Here is a 16,789-nt window from a genome sequence, read left to right on the forward strand (position 1 = left end):
GGGCGCCCGCCGCCGGGCCTGCGGCGGCCGCCGAACGACGGGGGCAGGGGCAGCTGCGAGGTGTGGTGCTCGGTCATTCGCGCCCCATGTCCCGATGGGTGACCTGGACGCTCACCCGCTCCAACGTGCGAAGGCGGCGCGCCAGCTCCTCCGTGACCGCCACGGAGCGGTGCTTGCCCCCGGTGCAGCCGATGGCCACCGTGGCGTAGTGCTTGTTCTCCCGCAAGTAGCCCTCGAACACGGGCTCGAGCATCCGGACGTACGTGTCCACGAAGTCCATGACGCCCTCCCGGCCGAGCACGTACTCGGAGACCAGCGCGTCCCGGCCGGTGTGGGGACGCAGCTCCGGCACCCAGTGCGGGTTGGGAATGAAGCGCATGTCCGCCACGAAGTTTGCGTCCGAGGGAAGGCCGTACTTGAACCCGAAGCTCATCAGGTTCAGTCGCAGGCGCAGCGGGCCGGCGTCGGAGAACAGCTCGGTGACCTGGGACGCGAGCCCGTGGACGTTGAGGGCGGTGGTGTCCAGCACGAGGTCCGCATGGGAGCGCAGGTCCTGGAGCACCTGCCGTTCAGCGCGGATCCCCTCGAGAAGGGAGGCGTTGCCCTGCAGCGGATGGGGGCGCCGGCCGGCCTCGAAGCGGCGGACCAGCACGTCGTCGTCCGCCTCGAGGAACAGGATGCGGTGCTCGAGCCCGTGGTTCTCGAGGTTCCGCAGGGCCTGCCGCAGGTCCGGGTAGTGCGTGCGGGAACGGACGTCCACCACGATCGCCAGCTTCGGGAAGGCCTCGGGTGACTTCGCCACCAGGGCGGAGAGGGTGGGCAGCAGCTGCGGCGGCAGGTTCTCCACCACGTACCAGCCGTGGTCCTCGAGCGCGTGGGCGGCCGTGGTGCGGCCGGCGCCGGACATGCCGGTGATGACGAGGACCTCGGGATGCTCGGGCTTGGCCATCGCGGGCGGCGGGTCGCCCGCCTCGGGCGGGACCGGGGGGTGGGGCTGCTCGCTCATGCCTCCACTCTATCCGGGCTCGGAATCCGTGCCCTGTGCGGGCCCGTCGCCGCGGGCGGCCTCCCCCGGGTTCAGCGCGGTGTGGATCGCCTCGGCCAGCTTCGGGCCGACGCCGGCGACCTCAGTCAGCCGGTCCACCCCGGCCGCACGCACCTTCGCCACGGACCCGAAGTGGGTGATCAGCGCCGTCCGCTTCGCCGGCCCGAGGCCGGGGACGTCGTCCAGGGCGGAGGCGGTCATCGCCTTGGCCCGGCGCTGCCGGTGCCCGGCGATCGCGAACCGGTGCGACTCGTCGCGCAGCCGCTGCAGCAGGTACAGCCCCTGCGAGGAGCGCGGCAGCACGAGCGGGAACTCGTCGTCCGGAAGCCAGACCTCCTCGAGGCGCTTGGCCAGGCCGACCACGGGCAGGTCGTCCAGACCCAGCTCCGCCAGCACGGCCACGGCGGCGGCCACCTGCGGCGGACCTCCGTCCACCACGACCAGGGAGGGCGGATAGGAGAAGCGGCGGGCGCCGTCGTCGTCTCCCTCCTCCACCTGACCGGTGAGCGGGGCGCCCTCGGCCCGTTCGGCGGCCAGCCGGGCGAAGCGGCGGCGGAGCACGTCCCGCATCGACGCGGTGTCGTCCCGGGCGGCCTCGCCGGCGACGTTGAAGCGGCGGTAGTCCGACTTCTTGGGCAGTCCGTCCTCCACGACCACCATCGAGCCGACCACGTGGGTGCCCTGGGAGTGGGAGATGTCGTAGCACTCGATGCGCAGCAGCGGCTCGTCCAGCTCGAGGGCCTCCTGCAGCTCCTTCAGCGCCGCCGACCGCGCCGTGAGGTCCCCCGAGCGCCGCGACTTGTGCAACGCCAGCGCCATCTCCGCGTTCTGGCGGACGGTCTCCATGAGCTCGGCCTTGTCCCCGCGCCGGGGCACGCGGATGTGGACCTTCGCACCCCGCCGGCCGGAGAGCCACCGTCCCGTCTCCTCCACGTCCTGCGGCAGCACGGGCACGAGGACCTCGTGCGGGACGGAGCCCTCGTCCGCGGCGTCGCCGTAGACCTGCTGCAGCAGCTGCTGGACCATCGCGGCGTCGTCCACGTCCTCCACGCGCTCCATGACCCAGCCGCGCTGGCCGCGGATCCGGCCCTGGCGGACGTGGAACACCTGGACGGCGGTCTCGAGCTCGTCCGAGTGGAAGGCGTAGATGTCCGCCTCCGTGTTCTCGGCGAGCACCACGGCGTTGCGCTCGAACACGCGCTTCAGGGCGGCGATGTCGTCCCGCAGGCGGGCGGCGTCCTCGTACCGCAGCTCCGCGACGGCGTCGGCCATGGCCTTCTCCAGCTCGCGGATGAAGCGCCCGGCGTCCCCGGCCATGAAGTCGCAGAAGTCCTGCGCCAGCTCCCGGTGCGCCGCCGGCGAGATCCGCCCGACGCAAGGCGCGGAGCACTTGCCGATGTACCCCAGCAGGCACGGGCGGTCCTGCGCCCGGGCGCGCCGGAACACGCCCGCGGAGCAGGTGCGCACCGGGAACACCCGCAGCATCAGGTCCACGGTCTCGCGGATCGCCTTCGCCGGGTGGAACGGGCCGAAGTACTTCACACCGGGCCGCTTGTCCCCGCGCATCACCTGCACGCGGGGGAACTGCTCGTCCATGGTGACGGCCAGGTACGGGTAGGACTTGTCGTCCCGGTACATGATGTTGAACCGCGGCCGGTACTGCTTGATCCAGGAGTACTCGAGCTGGATGGCCTCCACCTCGGAGCCCACCACGGTCCACTCCACGGCCTCGGCCGTGAAGACCATGGTGCGGGTCTTCGTCGCCAGGCGTGCCGGATCCTGGAAGTAGGAGGACAGGCGGGCGCGCAGGTTCTTCGCCTTGCCCACGTAGACCACCCGGCGGTCCCGGTCCCGGAAGCGGTAGACGCCCGGGGCGGTGGGGATCTCGCCGGCGGCGGGACGGTAGGAGGCCGGGTCAGCCACGGGACGCGGGCGGGGCGTTGTAGACGTCCACCCGCTCCTGGCCGGTGAGCCCGCCGATGGCGTCCATGACGGCGGCGGTGGCCTCCCGCCGGGCGGGCAGGGTGTGGGCGGGGCCGGGGTGCCCGAAGCGCAGGGGCTCGCCGAAGCGCACGGTGAACCGGTGGGGCCTCGGGAGCCGCTCGTCCGGGGCTTGCAGGCGCTCGGTGCCGATCAGGCCCACCGGGACCACGGGCGCCCCCGGTGGCCAGGGTCAGCCAGCCGACGCCCGTGCGGCCGCGGTAGAGGCGGCCGTCGCGCGAGCGGGTGCCCTCCGGATAGATGCCCACGCCGCTGCCGGCCGCGAGCAGCTCCACCAGCGAGTCCAGGGCGGCCACGGACGCCGCCTGCTCCCCCCGCTGCACGGGGATGGAGCCGACCGACTCGAAGAACCACTTCATGGCCCTGCCCTTGGGGCCGGAGGCGGTGAAGTACTCCGCCTTGGCGAAGAAGTGCACCATCCGCGGGCACAGCGCCTGCAGGATCACGGAGTCCAGGAAGGACAGGTGATTGGAGGCCAGGATGAACGGCCCCTGAGCGGGCACGTTCTCCGTGCCCTCCACGGTGGGGCGGCACAGGCCCCTGATGCCCACGCCGAATCCTCGGCGCAGCGGTTCGGACGTCCTGGGCATCGCACCGTCCTTTCCAGCGTTCGTCATGGGTCCCGACGACGGACGGCCGGGTCCGCCTTCGGGTGGTCCCGGCCATGCTACGTCAGCGCCGCCCTCCGGGCGGCCGTGGCCGCCGTCGGCGACCGTCGGACCGGGTGAGGGGGCGGGGTTCCGGTGGGGTGCCGTCGTCGGGCCCGGCGGGCGTCAGGGCCGGGTGGGCGTCAGCCGAGCATCTCCTTGAGGAAACGGCCGGTGTGGCTGGCCTCCACCTGTGCGACCTCCTCCGGGGTGCCGACCGCCACCACCTTGCCACCGCCGGAGCCGCCCTCCGGGCCGAGGTCCACGATGTGGTCGGCGCATTTGATGACGTCCAGGTTGTGCTCGATGGTCAGCACCGTGTTGCCCTTGTCCACCAGCGACTGCAGCACGTGCAGCAGCCGGCGGATGTCCTCGAAGTGCAGGCCCGTGGTCGGCTCGTCCAGCACGTAGACGGTGCGGCCGTTGGAGCGGCGCTGCAGCTCCGCGGCCAGCTTGACGCGCTGCGCCTCGCCGCCGGAGAGCGTGGTGGCCGGCTGCCCCAGGCGCACGTAGCCGAGGCCGACGTCCACGAGGGTGTTCAGGTAGCGCGAGATCTTCGTGTAGGAGCTGAAGAACTCGGCGGCCTCCTCGATCGGCATGTCCAGGACCTCGGCGATGTTCTTGCCCTTGTAGAGGACCTCGAGGGTCTCCCGGTTGTACCGGGCGCCGTGGCAGACCTCGCAGGGGACGTAGACGTCCGGCAGGAAGTTCATCTCGATCTTCAGGGTGCCGTCGCCGGAGCAGGCCTCGCAGCGGCCGCCCTTGATGTTGAAGGAGAAGCGTCCCTGCTGGTAGCCGCGGACCTTCGCCTCCGGGGTCTCGGAGAACAGCTTGCGGATGGCGTCGAACACGCCGGTGTAGGTGGCCGGGTTCGAGCGCGGGGTGCGGCCGATGGGGCTCTGGTCCACGTGCACCACCTTGTCCAGGTGGTCCAGGCCCTCCACGGTGCGGTGGCGGCCGGGGACCTGCTTGGCGCCGTTGAGCCGGTTGGCCATCACCTTGTAGAGGATCTCGTTGATCAGCGTGGACTTGCCGGAGCCGGAGACGCCGGTGACCGCGGTGAGCACGCCGAGCGGGATGGTCACGTCCACGTCCTGCAGGTTGTTCTCCCGGGCGCCGCGGACGGTGATCACGCGGTCCGGGTCCGTCTCGCGGCGGGACTCGGGGACCGCGATGCTGCGCCGGCCGGCGAGGTAGTCGCCGGTGATGGAGCGGGTGTTGGCCTTCAGGTCCTCCAGGGAGCCGGAGTGCACCACCTCGCCGCCGCGCTCGCCGGCATTCGGGCCGATGTCCACGATCCAGTCGGCCTCGGCGATCGTGTCCTCGTCGTGCTCCACCACGATCAGGGTGTTGCCCAGGTCCCGCAGCCGCAGCAGGGTCTCGATGAGGCGGCGGTTGTCCCGCTGGTGCAGGCCGATGGACGGCTCGTCCAGCACGTAGAGGACGCCGACCAGGCCGGAGCCGATCTGGGTGGCCAGGCGGATGCGCTGGGCCTCGCCACCGGAGAGGGTGCCGGCGGAGCGCTCCAGGTTGAGGTACTCCAGGCCCACGTCCAGCAGGAACGTCAGGCGGGCCAGCAGCTCCTTCAGGACCTGGTCCGCGATGCGGCGCTGGCGGTCGGTGAGCTCCAGGGACTCGAAGAAGTCCAGCAGGTCGCGCAGCGGCAGCCGCGTGGCCTCCGCGATGGACCGGTCCTGGACGAGCACGTTCAGGACGGTCGGGTTCAGGCGGGCGCCGCCGCAGGCCGGGCACGGGATCTGGCGCATGTAGGACTCGTAGCGCTCACGGGCCGAGTCGGACTCGGTCTCCAGGTGCTTGCGCTCGATGTAGGGCATGACGCCCTCGAAGCCGGTGGTGTACCGGCGTTCGCGCCCGAAGCGGTTGCGGAAGGCGACCTCCACCTTGAAGTCCTTGCCGTGCAGCACCGCATGGCGGGCCTGATCCGGCAGGTCCTTCCACGGGGTCTTCAGGGAGAAGCCGAGGTCCTTGGCCACGCCGGCCAGGATGCGCTGCCAGTACTCCGCCGTGGACTTGCCGAGGGACCACGGGGCGATGGCCCCGGCCTCCAGCGAGAGCTCGTCGTTGGGGACCACGAGGTCCTCGTCCACCTGGAGGCGCGAGCCGATGCCGGTGCACTCCGGGCAGGCGCCGAAGGGGTTGTTGAAGGAGAAGGAGCGGGGCTCGATCTCGTCCACGTTCTGCTCGTGCCCGTTGGGGCAGGAGAGCTTCTCGGAGAACGGACGGTAGCGGGGGGTGCCGTCCGCACCACGGCCGGAGAACTCGCCGGTGTTCTTCTTGCCCTTCTCTTCGACAACCTCGACGTCCACGAAGTCGGCGATCACCAGGCCGTCGGCCAGCTTCAGGGCCGTCTCCACCGAGTCGGTGAGGCGCTGGCGGATCCCCTCCTTCATGGCGAGGCGGTCCACCACGACCGCGATGGTGTGCTTGACCTGCTTCTTCAGCGTCGGCGGGTCGGAGAGCTGCACGAGTTCGCCGTCCACCACGGCGCGGGCGTAGCCCTGCTGGGACAGCGAGGAGAACAGGTCCACGAACTCGCCCTTGCGACCGCGGACGACCGGGGCGAGGACCTGGAAGCGGGTGCGCTCGGGCAGCTCGAGCAGCTGGTCCACGATCTGCTGCGGGGTCTGCCGGTCCACGGGCTCGCCGCAGTCCGCGCAGTGGGGCACGCCGATGCGGGCCCACAGCAGGCGCATGTAGTCGTAGATCTCGGTGATGGTGCCGACGGTCGAGCGCGGGTTCCGGTTGGTCGACTTCTGGTCGATCGACACCGCCGGGGACAGGCCCTCGATGAAGTCCACGGCCGGCTTGTCCACGCGGCCCAGGAACATGCGGGCGTAGGAGGACAGCGACTCGACGTAGCGGCGCTGGCCCTCGGCGAAGATCGTGTCGAAGGCCAGGGAGGACTTGCCGGAGCCGGACAGTCCGGTGAACACGACCATGGAGTCCCGCGGCAGCGAGACGTCCACGTCCTTGAGGTTGTGCTCGCGGGCGCCCTTGACCACGATCCGGTCCGGGTCGGCGGTGCCGGCCTGACGGCCGTGGGGGCCTGCGGCGAGTCCGGTGGGGGCGATGCTCTTCGTACTGGTGTTCGACACGCGCTCCAGTCTAGGGGCGAACCCGGGCGCGGCCCGCATGTGGGACCGCTCACATCCGCACTGTTCCGCGGACACAGTCCGCACGTAGACTCGAGCGCATGTCCGCATCCTCCCCCGCTCCCCGACTCCTGCACGACCTGCCCGCCGTCACGGTGCGCACGTGCGTCGTCTCTGAGATGCAGAACAACGTGTTCCTGCTGACCTCGAAGACCACGGGAGCCCAGATCCTCATCGACGCCGCCGACGACGCCGAGGCGATCGAGGCCCTCATCGCCTCCGCCGCCGAGGACACGCCGTGCGAGGCCCACCTGGACCTGCTCGTGACCACGCACCGGCACTGGGACCACATCCGTGCCACATCGGCTGTGCTCTCCGCGCGCCCGGCCCGCCATGCAGCAGGGGCCGATGACGCGGACGAGATCGAATCGGAGACGGGGACGACCGTGACCGATCGCCTCCAGCACGAGGGCGCCGTCGGCGTGGACGGCATCGAGCTGGACGTGATCGGCCTGCGCGGCCACACCCCCGGATCCGTGGCGCTCGTGCTGCAGCCGTGCCCGGACGAGCCGACCGTGCTCTTCGTGGGCGACTCGCTGTTCCCCGGCGGTGTGGGCAAGACCTGGTCCGACGCCGACTTCCGCTGCCTTCTCAGCGACGTGCGCGAACACCTCTTCGAGGTCTACGACGACGACACGATCGTCCACCCCGGCCACGGCGACTCCACCACCCTCGGCGCCGAACGCCCGCACCTGGAGGAGTGGGCCGAGCGCGGCTGGTGACCGGGTGCTCTTCCTCCCGCCTTCGCCGAGTGGTGAGGACCCACCGTCTCTGCCTGCCCCAGAGGGCATGGTCTCACCGGTTCGTGACCGGGTCCGACGTCGTCGCCCCCGGTGGCGCCTCAGGCGGAGGCGGGCGGCCGTCGTCGGGAAGGACGGGACGCGCCTGGGCGCTGCGGCCACTCGAACAGGAACCTGACCCGCGGATAGACCGCGGCCAGCAGCAGGCCGCGCCGGCACCGGCGGCGAAGAGCAACGCCACGCCCGCCATGCCCTCGGGCAGGTCCACGGTGCGGCGCAGCAGCCGGATCACCGGATAGTGGACCACGAACAGCACGATCGAGTGCCGCCCCACCCAGGCGAACGCGCGCAGCACGGGATTCTCAGGGATCTGCGCGATCACCCAGAGGACGGTCACCACGCCGATCACGGACATCGTGACCACGGGCCAGCTCTCCTCGGACGGGTAGCGGCCCGCCTCGATCGCCCGCCGCGCCCAGTCCCAGGTGACGACGGCCGGCAGCACCATGACCGGCCATGGGATGCGCGGCAGGTCCTCGCGCCACCGGCCCAGCGCCGCTCCGACGAAGAAGAAGCCGCCGAACCACATCAGGCGCTCGGCCACCAGGGCCCACTCGTGGAGGCCCCCGGCCACGGCGTCCGGCTCCAGGAGGATCGCCAGGGAGAACAGGACGACGGCGATCCCCGCGGGCGGCACCCGCTTCAGCGCGAGGCCGAGCATGTAGCCGACGAACACCACCGACAGAAACCAGGTGTGGGCGCCGTTGAGCCACCACGTCGGCTCCAGGCCTGCCTCCCAGCCGAACAACGGCAGCATCACCGCGGTCCACAGCAGCCACGGCCAGGCGATGCGGCGCACCTTGCCCGCCAGATACTCACCGGCCGGGCGGCGCAGGGAGAGGGTCAGCAGCATGCCGGAGACCAGCAGCAGTCCCGGCATGCGGAACGAGCCGACCGCAGCATTCACGTCTCGCACCAGCTCCGAGCGGGCCAGCCCCGAGTCCACGAGCGCCGTCTGAGCGTGCAGCAGGACGACCAGCAGCACGGCGAGGCCGCGGTACACGTCCATCCAGAGCAGACGGGGGCGCGGCGCGGCCGCCGAGGTGGGGGTGGGCATGCGCACCAGGGTAGCCGCGGTGGCCGGCGGCGGCCGGTCAGGCGGGGCGACGCCCCACCAGGAAGATCCGGCGGAATCCGAAGAGCACCGCCGCGTCCTCGCCATCACCGGTGCCGGGCACCCGGGGGTAGGCAGCACGCATCCGCTCGGTGTACTCGGACTCGAAGGCCAGTGCCAGGGCGTCGGATCCGGTCAGGCCGTGGCGGCGGTCATACGCGGCCAGGGCATGGACGAAGGGCTTCATGACCGTGGCGGAGGTGAAGGCCGGCACCGGGTCCGGGCCGCGCATCACCTGCTGATAGGTGCTCTCCCATACGTCCGCCTCCCAGCCGGCCGCCAGCAGGTCCGTGGCGTAGTCGGCCGGCTGCGCCACGGTGTCCGAGGAGCGCTCGCCGGCCAGCACGGGCGCGAAGGGGTCCTCCGCGGCGAGGCGGTGCAGCTCGGCGTGGGACGGGTTGCCGTGCTGAGCCGGGACCTGCGCGGCGAACCAGGCTCCGGGCTGAAGGTCCGCCAGCCAGCCGCGGACGAGGCGACGATGCTCCGGTAACCACTGGAGCATCGCGTTGGTCACCAGCACGTCCGTCCCTGGCTCCGGCGCCCAGGTGCGGGCGTCCACCGTCTCGAAGCGCAGGTTGGGCGGCAGGTTCTCCCGGGACCGGGCCGCCGCCACCATCTCCGGGGAGGAGTCCAGGCCGATCACCTCGGCCTCGGGCCAGCGCCGGGCGAGGACGGCGGTCATGGTGCCCGGGCCGCAGCCGAGGTCCATCACCCTCCGCGGCGCCTGGGCACCGATCCGCGCGGTCAGGTCCAGGAAGGGCCGGCCCCGGTGACCGGCGAAGGCCTCATAGTGGGCGGGGTCCCACCGGAAGGGGTCTCCGGAGGCGCCGGAAGTGTGCGGTGCAATCATGGGGCCACCGTAGGCGCAGACGCCGCCGATAGGGTAGATCCCGATGAGCACCGCGACTTCCTCCTTCACAGACACCCTGACCTCCCTCGGCTCCTCCCCCGAGCCCGACGCGGTGTTCGCGGCCTTCACCGACTGGACCACGGGCCGGGGCATCACGCTCTACCCGGCCCAGGAGGAGGCCGTGATGGAGCTGGTGCAGGGGAACAACGTCATCCTGGCCACGCCCACCGGCTCCGGGAAGTCGATGGTGGCGCTCGGCGCCCACGCCCATGCCCTGGCCCACGGTCAGGTCTCCTACTACACGGCGCCCATCAAGGCGCTGGTCTCGGAGAAGTTCTTCGCCCTCGTGGACGTGTTCGGGGCGGACAACGTCGGCATGGTCACCGGCGACTCCACCGTCAACGGGGACGCCCCGATCATCTGCTGCACCGCCGAGATCCTCGCCAACCGCGCCCTGCGCGAGGGCTCCGGCATGGACATCGGCCCGGTCGTGATGGACGAGTTCCACTACTACGCCGACCCCGCGCGCGGCTGGGCCTGGCAGGTCCCGCTGCTGGAGCTCCCCCAGGCCCAGTTCCTGCTCATGTCCGCCACGCTCGGGGACACCACGCGGCGCGAGGAGGACCTCACCTCCCGCACCGGACGCGAGACCGCGGTGGTCGCCCACGCCGAGCGGCCCATCCCCCTGCACTTCGAGTACTCCGAGGAGACCGTGCAGGAGAAGGTCGAGGAGCTCGTCTCCACGCACCAGGCACCGGTGTACATCGTGCACTTCTCCCAGCTGGACGCCGTGGAACGGGCCACCTCCCTGTCCTCGGTGAACGTCGCCTCCAAGGAGGAGAAGGAGGCGATCGCCGCGCGCATCGCCGGCTTCCGCTTCTCCGCGGGCTTCGGCAAGACCCTCAACCGCCTGGTCCGCAACGGCATCGGCGTGCACCACGCCGGCATGCTCCCCAAGTACCGGCGCCTGGTGGAGAAGCTCGCCCAGGACGGCCTGCTCAAGGTCATCTGCGGCACGGACACCCTCGGGGTGGGCATCAACGTGCCCATCCGCACCGTCCTCATCACGGCGCTGTCCAAGTTCGACGGGGAGAAGACCCGCATCCTCCAGGCCCGCGAGTTCCACCAGATCGCCGGCCGCGCCGGCCGCGCCGGGTTCGACACCTCCGGCACCGTGGTGGTCCAGGCCCCCGAGCACGTGATCGAGAACCGGGCCGCCGAGCGCAAGGCCGCCGCCAGGTTCGCGAACGTCAAGGACGAGGCCGAGCGCGCCAAGCGCATGAAGCAGTCCATGAAGGGGTCCAAGAAGAAGACCCCGCCGCAGGGCTTCGTCTCCTGGGGCCCGGCGACCTTCGAGAAGCTCGTGGCGGCCGAGCCCGAACCGCTGGTCTCCCGCATGCGGATCACCCACTCGATGCTGCTGAACATCCTGGACCGACCCGGCGACCCCGTCCTCGCCGTCCGCCGCCTGCTGCGCGGCACCCACGAGACGCCGGCCCGCCAGGCGATCCTCATGCGCCGCGCCATCGGCATCTTCCGCGAGCTGCTCGCCACCGGCGTGGTGGAGCGGCTCCCCGAGCCGGACGCGGAGGGCCGCACCGTGGACCTCACCGTGGACCTGCAGCCGGACTTCGCCCTGAACCAGCCGCTCTCCCCCTTCGCCCTGGCCGCCCTGGAGCTGCTGGACCCGGCCGACCCGAACCACTCCCTGGACGTGGTCTCCGTCATCGAGGCCACGCTCGACCCGCCGCGCCAGGTCCTCACCGGTCAGGTCAAGCGCGCCAAGACCGAGGCCGTGGCCGCCATGAAGGCCGAGGGCATGGAGTACACCGAGCGCATGCGCGCCCTGGACGAGATCACCCACCCCATGCCGCTCGCCGAGCTGCTCGAGCAGCAGTTCGAGACCTACCGGGCCGGCGCCCCGTGGCTCGCCGAGTTCGAGCTCACCCCCAAGTCCGTGGTCCGGGACATGTTCGAACGCGCCATGGGCTTCGGCGACTACGTGCAGTACTACGGCCTGGCCCGGTCCGAGGGCGTGCTGCTGCGCTACCTCACTGACGCCGTCAAGGCCCTGCGGCACACCGTCCCCCAGGAGGCCCGCACCGACGACCTGCAGGTCATGCTCGACTGGCTCGACGAGACCGTGAAGCAGACCGACTCCTCCCTGCTCGAGGAGTGGGAGGACCTCGTGGCCGGGGACATCGACGAGCTGCGCAGGGACCACGAGGCCATCGCCCCGCCGACCCCGCCGCGCCTGACCGCCAACGAGCAGATCTTCACCGTCATGGTCCGCAACGCCCTGTTCCACCGCGTCCGCCTCTTCGGCGACGAGCAGGACCGGGCGCTCGCCGACCTCTCCGGCGCCCTGTCCGCGGACGACTGGGCCGACGCCCTCGACGACTTCTTCGAGGACCACGAGGACATCGACGACGGCCCCGAAGCCCGCGGGCCCCAGTACTTCCTGGTGGACCGTTCCCCCGAGGTCTCCGCCCCGGTGGAGCTGGCCGGCACCCGCTGGTGGGGCGTCCGCCAGATCCTCGTGGACCGGGACGGGGACCTGGACCACGGCATCAACGCCGTCGTGGACCTGGACGCCTCGGACGAGGCCGCGAGCCCGGTGATCACGGTCGTCTCCGTCGGCCGCCCGGAGTCGGGCTGGCAGACGCGCTGACCGGCCGGCAGACCCGCTGAAAGGAGCACCCACCATGACCGAGCACACCTTCGTGCCCGGCGACCCGCGCGGCTTCGCCCCGCTGGAGCCCGCCGCCCACGAGCAGGGCGCGACGATCGCCCTGCTGGACGGCACCGTGACCGTGGAGCACCGCTTCACCGTCCCGGTGGACCACGCCCACACCCTCGCCGAGGCACGCGCCCACGACGAGTCCGGCGCCGGCCTCCGCCCCGGGCGGCGCCGGCACGCTCACCGTCGTCGCCCGCGAGTTCCGGGCCTCGGACTCCGCCGAGGACGCCGTCAAGCCGTGGCTGCTCTACCTGCAGGGCGGCCCGGGCTCCGGCGGCAGCCGTCCGGCCCGCCTGGGCGGCTGGATGAAGGAGGCGTGCCGCACCCACCGGGTGCTCATGCTGGACCAGCGCGGCACCGGTGCCTCGACCCCGGCGACGGTCGCCTCGCTGGCCTCCCTGGCCCCGCAGGTGCAGGCCGACTACCTGGTGCACCTGCGTGCGCCGGACATCGTGAAGGACGCGGAGATGATCCGCCTGGCCCTCGGCGTGGACACCTGGTCCACGCTGGGACAGTCCTTCGGCGGCTTCTGCACCCTGTCCTACCTCTCCTGGTATCCGGAGGCACTCGAACGCTCCATGGTCACCGGCGGCCTCGCACCGGTCACCGGCCACGCCGACCGCGTCTACCGCGCCACGTACGCGCGCATGCGGGCCCGGGCCGAGGATTTCTTCGGTCGCGTGCCGGAGGCGAAGGACGGATGGGAGCGGATCGTGGCCCACCTGCGCGCCCGCGCCGCCGCCGGCGAGCCGGAGATGCTCCCGGACGGCACGGAGCTCACCGTGGCCCGCGCCCAGATGCTCGGCATGCACCTGGGCGGCAACACCCGCGTGGACACCCTCGTCTACCTGCTCACCGAGGGCCTGGACGCCACCGGGGACGCCCCGCGCCTGTCCGAGGCGTTCCGTGCCGCGGTGGCCGGCATGGTCGAGCGCCGCACCCACCCGCTCTACACGGTGCTGCACGAGGCCATCTACGCGCAGCCGGACGCCGTCGGCGAGACCACCGGCTCGGCCGCCACGGACTGGTCGGCCGCCCGTGTGCTCACCGAGAACCCGGACTTCGACCCCGTGGCCACCGCGGCCGGCCACACGGCGCCGGTGCCCACCGGCGAGCACGTGTTCGCCTGGCAGGTGGCCGAGGACTCGGACCTGGCGCCGCTGGCCGAGGCCGCGCAGATCCTCGCCGCGAAGGACGACTGGGGTCCGCTCTACGACGTGGAGGCCCTCGCCGCGAACACCGTGCCCGTGGCCGCTGCCGTCTACACCGACGACGTCTACGTGGACCGAGACCTGTCCCTGGAGACCGCCGCGGCCGTCAAGGGCCTGAAGGTCAAGGAGTACGGCGAGTTCCACCACGACGGCATCGGCGACGACGGCCCCCGCATCCTCCGCGAGCTCCTGGAGCTCGCCGGCGGCACGCCTGCCCCCAAGGAGTCCTGAACCCCACTCTTGCGCACGACGACGGCCGCCCACCTCCTCGAGGTGGGCGGCCGTCGTCGGGAGCCCGGCGGAGCCGGTCAGGATCAGACCGAGGGACCGTCCTGGGCGACGATCTTCTCCGAGACGCCGCGGGAGTCCGGCGCGGAGGAGTCCTGCAGCCGGGCCTCGTGGGCGGAGCGGATGATCCGGGAGAACGAGTCCTTGTGGTCCAGCAGCTCGTCCTTCCACTTCTGGTCCACGCGCTCGGCCCTCTCGGTCCAGGTGTCCATGAGCTCCTCGGCCCTGCGGCGGTCCTCCTGCGAGGCGTCCTCCGGGAGCCTGGAGTAGCGGTGCGCGTACTTCTCCGCGTTCTGCAGCGCGATGAGGGCCTTGCCCTTCGGGGAGTACAGGGAGACGACGACCGTCAGGACCAGGACGCCGACGACGACGAGCAGGGACATCGTCGTCGGGATCTCCGCGACCGGCACGTTCTCGCCGCCGTTGATGAACGGCAGGTTGTTCTCGTGGAGGGCGTGCAGGATGAGCTTGACGCCGATGAAGCCGAGGATCGCGGACAGGCCATAGGCCAGGTACACGAGGCGGTCCAGCAGACCGTCGATGAGGAAGTACAGCTGGCGCAGGCCCATCAGGGAGAACGCGGTGGCGGTGAAGACGATGTACGCCTCCTGGGTCACGCCGAAGATCGCCGGGATCGAGTCGAAGGCGAACAGGATGTCGGTCGCACCGATGGCCACCATGACCAGCAGCATCGGGGTCATGACCTTCCTGCCGTTCTCGACGGAGAAGAGCTTGTCCTCGTGGTACGTCTCGGAGGCCGGGAGGAACCTCTTGGCCAGGCGGACCATGATGTTGTCCGCCTCGTCCTCGGCGTCGTCCCCGGTCAGCTCGCCCTTCAGCTGGGAACCGGCCACGAAGAGCAGGAAGATGCCGAAGATGTAGAACACGTCCGACCACAGCTCGATGATCGCGGCGCCGAGCAGGATGAACGCGGTGCGCGAGATCAGGGCGAAGGTGATGCCGAACAGCAGCACCTTCTGCTGGTAGTCGCGCGGCACCTTGAAGGACGCCATGATCACCAGGAACACGAAGAGGTTGTCGACGCTGAGCGCCTTCTCCAGGATGTAGCCGGTGTAGTACTCGACCGCGTGCTGCGAGTCGCCGAAGGCGAAGAACACGAGGCCGAAGGCCAGCGCGGCGGCGATGTAGATCGCCGACCAGATCGCCGCCTCCTTGATGGTGGGGGTGTGCGCCTTGCGCACGTGGGCGAAGTAGTCGAACGCGAGCAGGCCGACGATCAGTGCGATCGTCAGCCCCCACGTCAATCCGTTGATCTCCATGATCTTCGGTGCCTTTCAGCTCCAGGACAGGTGGAAACGACCGCAAGTCTCTCCGCCCGGCGCTCCATGGCGCTCTCAGGCCGCTGCGTCCGGCTCCCGGCGACGGATGGCCCTGGTGGCCACACGTCCCGGTCGCGTGCTGACGTCCGCAGTGTTCGGGATACTCCCCTACGACGCGGACCAGTGTAGCGAAAGCGCCTGCGCTGCGGCGGTCAGGTCCACAGGACGGGACGGACCTCACACCGGCCGGCGGCCGTCCGGCTGGTCGGTAAGGAACATGTGCCCGGGCGCATGGGTGATCGCCCACGGGGGACGGGACACCTCCAGGGCCCGCTGCGGGGTGACGCCGCAGGGCCAGAACACCGGGACGTCCCCCGGCTCGAGCTTCGTGGTGTCGCCGTAGTCCGGAGCCTGCAGGTCCGCGATGCCGAGCCCGGCGGGGTCACCGACGTGGACCGGCTCGCCATGGGCCAGGGGGACGCCGGCGGACACGACGGCGGCGCGGGCCACCAGGTGCGGCGGCATCGGCCGCATGGACACCACGAGCTCGCCCTGCATGCGCCGGCCGGGGCGCAGCGGACGGTTCGTCCGATACATCGCGACATTGCGCCCCTGGTCGATGTTCCGCACCGGCACACCGGCGGCCTGCAGAGCCGACTCGAACCCGAAGCTGCAGCCGATGAGGAACGCGACGGCGTCCTGACGCCAGTGCTCCGAGGCGTCCGGCACCTCCTCCGCCAGCTCGCCGTCCTTCCAGATCCGATAGAGCGGCAGGTCTGTGCGCAGGTCGGCTCCCGGTGCCCAGCGCGTGGTCGTCTCCCCCGGGTCGGTGACGTCCAGCAGGGGCATCGGCTCCGGGTTGCGCTGGGCGAACAGGAGCATGTCATAGGCCCAGTCCCGGGGCAGGACGATCATGTTGGCCTGGGTGCGCCCCGGCGCGAGCCCCGAGGTGGGACGGACCAGACCGGCCCGGAACCGGGCCCGGTGCTCGGCGGGGGCGGCGGAGGCGGGCTGCGGGATGTCGGTATGCGGGGTGTCGGTCATGGTGCGAACTCCATCAGGGGGACGGGCAGGGCTCCGGTGACGATCACGGCGGCGACGAAGGCCAGGCCCCAGCTGGTCAGGGAGCCGACGAGGAACTCCTCCGCATGGGAGCCCTTGCCGGCGTCCGCGGAGATCTCGGGGAAGCGGACGATGCCCTTGGCGGCCATGAGCGCGGCGACCACCTGGTAGGCGCCCGCCATGCCGAGTCCGGCCATGAGGATGCGCTCCACCGGGCCGATGTACCGCCCGCCCTTCAGACCTGAGCCGTGGTCGGAGCCTGCGGAGTCGTGCGCATCCTCCTCCCCCGCCGGGGCGTCCGGAGCAGCGTCCGCCGCCGCGTCCTGTCCGCCGTTCGCGGCGGCGGCCGGCTGGACCGCCGGTTCGCTGCCGGCAGGGTCCGGCTCGGAGGGCCTGCCCGCGAGCACGAGCACGTCCCGGGTGATGCGGTTGGCCGGCTCCACCAGGAAGGCCACGGCGCCGAGCACCACGAGCCAGGTCGGCTGGAGCGTGCCCCGATGCGCGCCGAAGGCGGCGAACTCGATCGCGGCGACGGCCAGGACGACCGCCACCAGCACCGGGGGAGGCCCCACGGGGCG

10 protein-coding genes and 2 pseudogenes are annotated in these 16,789 nt (G+C 71.4%); 3 read left to right on the forward strand and 9 right to left on the reverse strand.

What is annotated here, in order from left to right; translation table 11 throughout:
* Positions 1–73: 73 nt before the first annotated feature.
* The 4 genes and pseudogenes from rapZ to uvrA all read right to left on the reverse strand — a co-directional run bounded on the left by rapZ (position 74) and on the right by uvrA (position 6,848).
* Positions 74–949, reverse strand: coding sequence for an RNase adapter RapZ (rapZ, locus tag AC2W7A_RS02595; protein WP_485989981.1), 876 nt, complete (start codon positions 947–949; stop codon positions 74–76).
* Positions 950–1,015: 66 nt separating this feature from the next.
* Complete coding sequence (uvrC, locus tag AC2W7A_RS02600) at positions 1,016–2,968, reverse strand: excinuclease ABC subunit UvrC (RefSeq protein WP_485989973.1); 1,953 nt, start codon at positions 2,966–2,968, stop codon at positions 1,016–1,018.
* Positions 2,961–3,636 (reverse strand): annotated as a pseudogene (locus tag AC2W7A_RS02605) (lysophospholipid acyltransferase family protein). Before AC2W7A_RS02605 ends, uvrC begins: the two are co-directional and overlap by 8 nt.
* Positions 3,637–3,836: 200 nt before the next feature.
* Positions 3,837–6,848 (reverse strand): excinuclease ABC subunit UvrA, encoded by a 3,012-nt coding sequence (gene uvrA / locus AC2W7A_RS02610; RefSeq protein ID WP_485989974.1) that lies wholly within the window; start codon positions 6,846–6,848, stop codon positions 3,837–3,839.
* Between the two features lie 59 nt (positions 6,849–6,907).
* Here uvrA and AC2W7A_RS02615 point away from each other — a divergent pair, with 59 nt between their 5' ends.
* Positions 6,908–7,588 (forward strand): MBL fold metallo-hydrolase, encoded by a 681-nt coding sequence (locus AC2W7A_RS02615; RefSeq protein ID WP_485989975.1) that lies wholly within the window; start codon positions 6,908–6,910, stop codon positions 7,586–7,588.
* A gap of 73 nt (positions 7,589–7,661) precedes the next feature.
* Here the strand turns inward: AC2W7A_RS02615 and AC2W7A_RS02620 are convergent, their stop codons facing one another.
* Both AC2W7A_RS02620 and AC2W7A_RS02625 read right to left on the reverse strand, forming a co-directional pair.
* Positions 7,662–8,723 carry an acyltransferase family protein gene (locus tag AC2W7A_RS02620; RefSeq protein WP_485989976.1) on the reverse strand — a complete coding sequence of 354 codons (1,062 nt, stop codon included), beginning with the start codon at positions 8,721–8,723 and terminating at the stop codon, positions 7,662–7,664.
* Between the two features lie 37 nt (positions 8,724–8,760).
* On the reverse strand, positions 8,761–9,630 hold the full coding sequence (locus AC2W7A_RS02625) for a methyltransferase domain-containing protein (RefSeq protein WP_485989977.1): 870 nt from the start codon (positions 9,628–9,630) through the stop codon (positions 8,761–8,763).
* Positions 9,631–9,673: 43 nt separating this feature from the next.
* Between AC2W7A_RS02625 and AC2W7A_RS02630 the strand changes: the two genes are divergently transcribed.
* Both AC2W7A_RS02630 and AC2W7A_RS02635 read left to right on the forward strand, forming a co-directional pair.
* The gene (locus AC2W7A_RS02630) at positions 9,674–12,301 is read left to right on the forward strand and encodes a DEAD/DEAH box helicase (protein WP_485989978.1); all 2,628 of its coding nucleotides are present in this window, start codon (positions 9,674–9,676) and stop codon (positions 12,299–12,301) included.
* A 362-nt stretch (positions 12,302–12,663) separates the two neighbouring features.
* Entirely contained in the window at positions 12,664–13,812 is a 1,149-nt protein-coding gene (locus tag AC2W7A_RS02635) for an alpha/beta fold hydrolase (RefSeq protein ID WP_485989982.1), read from the forward strand.
* A gap of 83 nt (positions 13,813–13,895) precedes the next feature.
* Here AC2W7A_RS02635 and AC2W7A_RS02640 read toward each other — a convergent pair whose 3' ends face one another.
* The 3 genes and pseudogenes from AC2W7A_RS02640 to AC2W7A_RS02650 form a co-directional block, all read right to left on the reverse strand.
* Positions 13,896–15,149, reverse strand: coding sequence for a TerC family protein (locus AC2W7A_RS02640; RefSeq protein ID WP_485989979.1), 1,254 nt, complete (start codon positions 15,147–15,149; stop codon positions 13,896–13,898).
* 237 nt (positions 15,150–15,386) lie between these two features.
* Positions 15,387–16,193, reverse strand: a complete 807-nt coding sequence (locus AC2W7A_RS02645) for a putative hydro-lyase (RefSeq protein WP_485989980.1) — start codon at positions 16,191–16,193, stop codon at positions 15,387–15,389.
* Positions 16,190–16,789, reverse strand: a pseudogene (locus AC2W7A_RS02650) (hypothetical protein); the annotation flags it as partial. The gene AC2W7A_RS02645 and the pseudogene AC2W7A_RS02650, both read right to left, overlap by 4 nt.

The sequence above is a fragment of the Micrococcus sp. LASM2_SD2 genome, from assembly GCF_057364565.1.

What these genes read in the sequence shown, in the direction of transcription:
- AC2W7A_RS02625 (WP_485989977.1), bottom strand. Translation starts at nt 9,630, where the DNA reads ATGATTGCACCGCACACTTCCGGCGCCTCCGGAGACCCCTTCCGGTGG.
- AC2W7A_RS02640 (WP_485989979.1), bottom strand. Translation starts at nt 15,149, where the DNA reads ATGGAGATCAACGGATTGACGTGGGGGCTGACGATCGCACTGATCGTC.
- AC2W7A_RS02645 (WP_485989980.1), bottom strand. Translation starts at nt 16,193, where the DNA reads ATGACCGACACCCCGCATACCGACATCCCGCAGCCCGCCTCCGCCGCC.
- AC2W7A_RS02630 (WP_485989978.1), top strand. Translation starts at nt 9,674, where the DNA reads ATGAGCACCGCGACTTCCTCCTTCACAGACACCCTGACCTCCCTCGGC.
- AC2W7A_RS02620 (WP_485989976.1), bottom strand. Translation starts at nt 8,723, where the DNA reads ATGCCCACCCCCACCTCGGCGGCCGCGCCGCGCCCCCGTCTGCTCTGG.
- uvrA (WP_485989974.1), bottom strand. Translation starts at nt 6,848, where the DNA reads ATGCGGGCCGCGCCCGGGTTCGCCCCTAGACTGGAGCGCGTGTCGAAC.
- AC2W7A_RS02615 (WP_485989975.1), top strand. Translation starts at nt 6,908, where the DNA reads ATGTCCGCATCCTCCCCCGCTCCCCGACTCCTGCACGACCTGCCCGCC.
- rapZ (WP_485989981.1), bottom strand. Translation starts at nt 949, where the DNA reads ATGGCCAAGCCCGAGCATCCCGAGGTCCTCGTCATCACCGGCATGTCC.